The sequence below is a fragment of the Spirulina sp. CS-785/01 genome, assembly GCF_028330525.1.
Taxonomy (GTDB): domain Bacteria; phylum Cyanobacteriota; class Cyanobacteriia; order Cyanobacteriales; family Spirulinaceae; genus JAQMSD01.
On record NZ_JAQMSD010000017.1, the window covers coordinates 1 to 5,392 of the forward strand.

Annotated in this window: 5 protein-coding genes; 1 reads left to right on the forward strand and 4 read right to left on the reverse strand. The window is 47.8% G+C overall.

Annotation, left to right across the window (positions count from 1 at the left end):
* Nucleotides 1-97: 97 nt before the first annotated feature.
* Together PN462_RS00605 and PN462_RS00610 are read right to left on the reverse strand one after the other, a co-directional pair.
* A complete protein-coding gene (locus tag PN462_RS00605; protein ID WP_272125878.1) occupies nucleotides 98-1,357 on the reverse strand; it encodes a GTP cyclohydrolase II in 1,260 nt (419 codons plus the stop codon).
* Nucleotides 1,358-1,446: 89 nt separating this feature from the next.
* The gene (locus PN462_RS00610; RefSeq protein ID WP_272125879.1) at nucleotides 1,447-1,629 is read right to left on the reverse strand and encodes a hypothetical protein; all 183 of its coding nucleotides are present in this window, start codon (nucleotides 1,627-1,629) and stop codon (nucleotides 1,447-1,449) included.
* Nucleotides 1,630-1,986: 357 nt separating this feature from the next.
* On the opposite strand from PN462_RS00610, the gene PN462_RS00615 reads away from it, so the two are divergent.
* Nucleotides 1,987-3,321, forward strand: a complete 1,335-nt coding sequence (locus PN462_RS00615; protein WP_272125880.1) for a TrkH family potassium uptake protein — start codon at nucleotides 1,987-1,989, stop codon at nucleotides 3,319-3,321.
* 199 nt (nucleotides 3,322-3,520) lie between these two features.
* Here the strand turns inward: PN462_RS00615 and PN462_RS00620 are convergent, their stop codons facing one another.
* Complete coding sequence (locus tag PN462_RS00620; RefSeq protein WP_272125881.1) at nucleotides 3,521-4,954, reverse strand: vWA domain-containing protein; 1,434 nt, start codon at nucleotides 4,952-4,954, stop codon at nucleotides 3,521-3,523.
* Between the two features lie 156 nt (nucleotides 4,955-5,110).
* Nucleotides 5,111-5,281 carry a hypothetical protein gene (locus PN462_RS00625; protein ID WP_272125882.1) on the reverse strand — a complete coding sequence of 57 codons (171 nt, stop codon included), beginning with the start codon at nucleotides 5,279-5,281 and terminating at the stop codon, nucleotides 5,111-5,113.
* Nucleotides 5,282-5,392: the final 111 nt, after the last annotated feature.

A 5,392-nucleotide genomic window follows, 5' to 3' on the forward strand; every position in this document is an offset into this window, starting at 1 on the left:
AGTCGGGAGTCGGGGGAGATGGGGAGTAACCACTGGTTACTGGTTACTGTTCCCTGTTCCCTGTTTCCTGTTCCCTATTCCCTATTCCCTATTCCTTTCAATAATCCTGTAAATGTCGGCCAGTAATATCGGCTAATTCTTCCTCACTAGGACTCTCAGCTTCACTATAATAGCCAGCCGCTTTTTTAGCTGCGATCTCGACTCTGGCATCTTCGGGGATATAATCTTCAGGGATAGAGACTCGTTCGACAATTTCAATTCCCGTCTGAGTCACAGCATCATATTTCAGATTACTCATGGACACAAAACGGTCAATGCGGGTTATTCCTAGCCAATGTAGCACATCCGGCATTAACTCCTGAAACCGCATATCCTGGACTCCGGCCACACATTCGGTGCGGGTGAAATAGGCGGTTGCGCGATCGCCCCCTTCCTGTCGCTTGCGGGCATTATACACCAAAAACTTGGTCACTTCCCCCAACGCACGCCCCTCCTTACGGTTATACACAATTACCCCTGCACCCCCCTCTTGGGCCGTTTGCACACACACCTCAATCCCATGCACCAAATAAGGCCGACAGGTGCAAATATCCGACCCAAACACATCAGACCCATTACATTCATCATGAACCCGCACAGCAAGGGGTTTCTGGGGATCAGTAATCGCCTCAATTTCCCCTAAAATATACACCGTCATCCCCCCAATGGGAGGGAGAAACACATGAAAATCAGGACGAGTCACCAATTCCGGGAACATTCCCCCCGTCTGTTGAAATAACGTGCGTCGGAGGACTCCTTCTTCTACCCCAATGCGTTTGGCAATTCCAGGAAGATACCAAACCGGATCAATGGCCACTTTTGTAACCGCTAAACTCCCATTATCCTTGAGAATTGTACCATCCACCTGAAGTCGCCCTTGACTGATAGCCTCATTCAGTTCAGGTAAATAAATTTTGGCCTTGGTAATGGCAATAGTGGGGCGAATATCATATCCTTGGGGATAATAGTCCGCAAACACCTCATCCACCACCGCACCAAAGGGGTCAAGAGAGACAATTTTATCCCCATCTCCCCAACTACCATGGGGGCCAATGTTCACTACTGGGTTAGTATGGGTAAGATCAGCACGGTGATCCGCTTGTAGTGACCCACTGGCCACCGCTAAGGCACGATACACCGAATAAGACCCAGAATGCGTCCCAATCACATTACGATGGTCTTGTTGAGCTAACGTACCAATCACAGGGTTGCGTTTGTTAGGGTCCATCTCTCCCCAACGGATGGGAAAGGTTTGACGTTGGGAAGGACGAGGATGGGAGGTGAGAACAATATGTTTGGGTTGTTTTGGTGTTTCCATAGGAACGTTTTTGGTAAACCCAGAATAAAGCCTGATCTTAACGCAGTTATCCTCCTCTCTGTCGCTACGGAATTGACAGAAATTTTCACCTAATTCTCCCACTGTCGCACTTTGATGAATAATCCTGCTTTGATGGGGGGTTGCAGGTTGAGGAAGCGTTCTTGTTTTCCCATATCTTGGGGGTTGTTGTGGAGGTTGGCCACCAGTAAACTCCCTCCATTAAGGAGGAGGGTAATACAAATTAGTCGGCAGAAAAATTGACGATTCAACATGGTAGAGTCTCCCTAGTTGTCTGTTATGGGACTCTACGGAGGGAGGTCTGGATACCTCGGAGTAGGAAGGACGGTTTTTGCGATCGCATCCTCAAACAGCAGGACACCACCCCCCCTAACCAGTCCACACCCCTTCACTCATCAGACTTTCCAGTAATTCCCGTCCCTCCCCTTTCCCCCCATACTTGAGGACACTTCCCCAACCGTCTTCCCTCCTCAACTCGCTGCACATTTTTTTGATTTTGTCAAGTATAAAGAGATCAATTTCCTCGGCTGAAGCGTTCCCAACAATATGCTATTTTCAGACTATTCTCAACTGTGAGGACTCGCAGGATCAAACCCAAACTTTCAAGTTTCATGACTATTGCTCGCACCATTTGTCTCGGTTTTTTAACCGTTATTCTCATTGGCACAATTTTATTAACGCTCCCTATTTCCACCAGTGCTGGAATGTGGAACAATCCAATTGTTGCCTTGTTTACAGCCACCTCTGCGGTTTGTGTAACAGGGTTAATTGTTGTTGATACCGGAACCCACTTTTCCTTCTTAGGAGAACTCTTTATTTTATTACTCATTCAAATTGGTGGATTAGGATACATGACCACCACCACCTTTTTAGTCTCTTTAGTGCGTCGGAAATTCGACCTCCGGCAAAAAGTAGCCATTCAAGAATCCTTTGATCGTCCCTTTTTATTAGGCAGTCAAAACTTAATCAAATCAGTCATTGCCACCACCTTAATCTTTGAAATAATGGGAATACTATTATTAGTCCGTCCCTTCATTAATGAATATGGTTTTAACCAAGGATTATGGGTAGCAATCTTTCACACCATTAGCGCATGGAACAACGCCGGATTTAGTTTATTTTCCGACAGTTTAACCCGCTATCAAGGGATTTGGTTTATCAACTCAGTTATTTGTGCCTTAATCATTTTTGGAGGTATTGGTTATCAAGTTATCATTGAAATGTATCTCTGGTTTGCCAGTAAATTCTTCTGGCAACGTCGCTTCACCGTATCCTTAAACTTTAAAGTCGTTTTAAGTACAACCCTCGTTTTACTCGCATTAGGAACAGTCGCATTTTTATTCACAGAATACTCGAATCCCAACACCTTACATAATTTACCCTTACCTCAAAAAATATTAGCCGCTTGGTTTCAATCTGTCACCACCCGAACAGCAGGGTTTAACACCTTAGACTTTGGTAAAATGAACGATGCAACCCTATTTATTGCCCTAGGTTTAATGGCCATTGGAGCAAGTCCCAGTGGGACAGGAGGAGGCATAAAAACCACCACTATACGCATTTTAATTAACTGTACACGCTCCACATTACAGGGAAATGAACAAGTCCTCATGTATAGCCGCAAAATCCCCAATTCTTTAATATTAAAAGCCATTGCCGTCGTTTTCGGATCAGGCATGATGATGATCATTATAACCACCTTACTATCCATCATTGAAACCGGAAACTTTGACTTTCTCGACCTCTTTTTTGAAGTCATTTCCGCCTTTGCCACCGTAGGACTCTCAACCGGAATCACCGCCGATTTATCCGCATTCGGACAACTCATTTTAATCTTTACCATGTTTGTCGGCAGAGTAGGAATATTAGTCTTTATTGCAGCAATTTACGGTGATCCCCATCCCACCCAAATTCAATATCCAGAAGAAAATTTATTGGTAGGATAAAAAAAGTTTAGGAGCGTCGGGAAGAAGAAGTTAGGAGAGAAAAATCAGAATTGAGCAATCCTTACAATAATCTCTATTCTATCTCCCCTATCTTCCCTATCTCCCCCCTCTCTCTTGACAAGAGAGTGTCTCACTTTCACTTGTGACCAATGGCCATTGGCCAACAAGCGAGGAAAGCATTTTAAGCTGACGGCTTACCCTAATCCACACGCTCCGGTAACGGCGTTTCCAGAATCTCCATCAACAACTCCAGACGAGATGGACGAGACAACAAAGGAATCAAATTCGGTAACGCATAGTAATCGCCCTTAAACAAAAACGTATCTACCTGCGCTTGGTGCTGTCGTAACTGACGTTCCACGAAGTCCGACGCATACCCCACCTTCACAATCACCACATTAGGCTGAACATTCAACGTCTTGCAGTAATTTTGATAAGCAGTGCTGAAATAGGGTGCAGTATTATCCCCCTCATCAGTGACAAGAATAAACTGTTCCACCACCTGCTTGCGAGTCCGCATCACCTCCACCGCACAACCAATACTCGTTCCCCCGCCAGCCCGAATATTCTGAAATGCCTGATCCCAGTCACTCAGCTTGCTGCCATTAGCTTTCACCGGATAGGGCATGGTGTCGAAGGCATAGACAACCAAGTCCGCCACCGTTACCCCAGAAATCAACGCCGCAAGCTGTCGGCCTACTGTAATCGCTTGATTCATAGACCCCGACTTATCCACCAGCAACGCAGTAGGCTTTTTAATCGCCCCCCGTTTGGCCACCTGGGCATCCATCACTTGGTCTAACTTGGCCGTCGTCTCCGCGTCTAACTGGGCCGCTTGGGCCGCCACCTTCCCTTTCAGCGCAGACACCCGCTTATCCCCCTTGGCGGCCTCCAGCTTCTCATCAATTAACGCCTTCACTTGAACATTATCCATAGCCCCGCGCTGTTTCAGGGAGTTGAGGTTATTAATGACCTCTTGGGGAGTCATGGCGTTAATGAGAGCCACCAAAACCACCGGAGTGACTTGGTTCACCGTACCAATAGCAATAGTATAGGGAATCTTCGCCGCCACAATCAGTTTTGCCTGTTCTGCGGGAGTGTCCGCCTTGGCAATTTGCTTGAGCGTATAAGCCAAGCTATCTTCTGGGGGAGTATCCTTGAACAAGATGGCATCTGCCCGCGCACCAGGTTTAATGTGTAAGGTGGCATAGAGGTGCTTGAGTGCCTTGCGGGCCCGTAAGGCCGCCCGGTCAAAGCGTTCCCCTTGAGCTTCTCGCCCTTGCAAGTATCGCCGCACTGCCGTCCGGGCCGAACGGGGCATTTTATCTTTATGCTGTTTCATAAAGTCCACCACCCGGGCCACTTGGTAAGGGGGGAACGTCTGCAACAACATAAACCCCGCATCTCGGTGTTCCGTTAACCCAGAGGTGAGCAAGTTGCCCAAAAAGACCTCTTTGTGATCTCGCACATCCCCGTTGGTTTGATACCACACCGCCAAATGTCCGTAGAAAATGGGGTCGAGTTCGAGGATGCTTTTATGTAAGTCGGCGACTTCCTCCAGCTTGCGGTGGGGGGTAGTGAGCAAACTGTTGAGCAGGTCTAAGCGCAAGTCGCGTTCTGCTGTTTGTGTCATGATATCACCTACCTATGGTTGCAAAGGAAGGCCAGTGCCGCACGGAAAAAACGAGGCCGCACAAGTCAAAGGGACGGTTGGCCTGAAGCGTGGGGTTCAGGCTTGCAACGCTTTCTCCGGAAGCGTACCCTTAGTTTGGAGGAGTATGTAAGTCCCTCAAGTTGGGGCGCGGCGACAACTGCCTAGTTGGTTTTCAACAAAAGAGCCGCGGGACTCCCCCACCTCGGAACAGGTGGGGGAGGAAAGCGGGTGAGTCGATACCGCTTCTCCTGCGGAGACGCTGCGCGAACGATGCGGCTGAGACTCACAATCTCTTAGGCTACGCATAGACCATTTGACCTCCTGATTAATGTTGTTTTTGACACCGAAAACTGCCCGATTCGCTTCCACTGCCAGTCATACAGCGACACCACCTTATTGACCTCGCTGTAGCCGCCA

Excerpts from the sequence above, each read along its gene's own strand:
- PN462_RS00610 (WP_272125879.1), bottom strand. The coding sequence starts at position 1,629 with ATGTTGAATCGTCAATTTTTCTGCCGACTAATTTGTATTACCCTCCTC.
- PN462_RS00620 (WP_272125881.1), bottom strand. The coding sequence starts at position 4,954 with ATGACACAAACAGCAGAACGCGACTTGCGCTTAGACCTGCTCAACAGT.
- PN462_RS00615 (WP_272125880.1), top strand. The coding sequence starts at position 1,987 with ATGACTATTGCTCGCACCATTTGTCTCGGTTTTTTAACCGTTATTCTC.
- PN462_RS00605 (WP_272125878.1), bottom strand. The coding sequence starts at position 1,357 with ATGGAAACACCAAAACAACCCAAACATATTGTTCTCACCTCCCATCCT.
- PN462_RS00625 (WP_272125882.1), bottom strand. The coding sequence starts at position 5,281 with ATGCGTAGCCTAAGAGATTGTGAGTCTCAGCCGCATCGTTCGCGCAGC.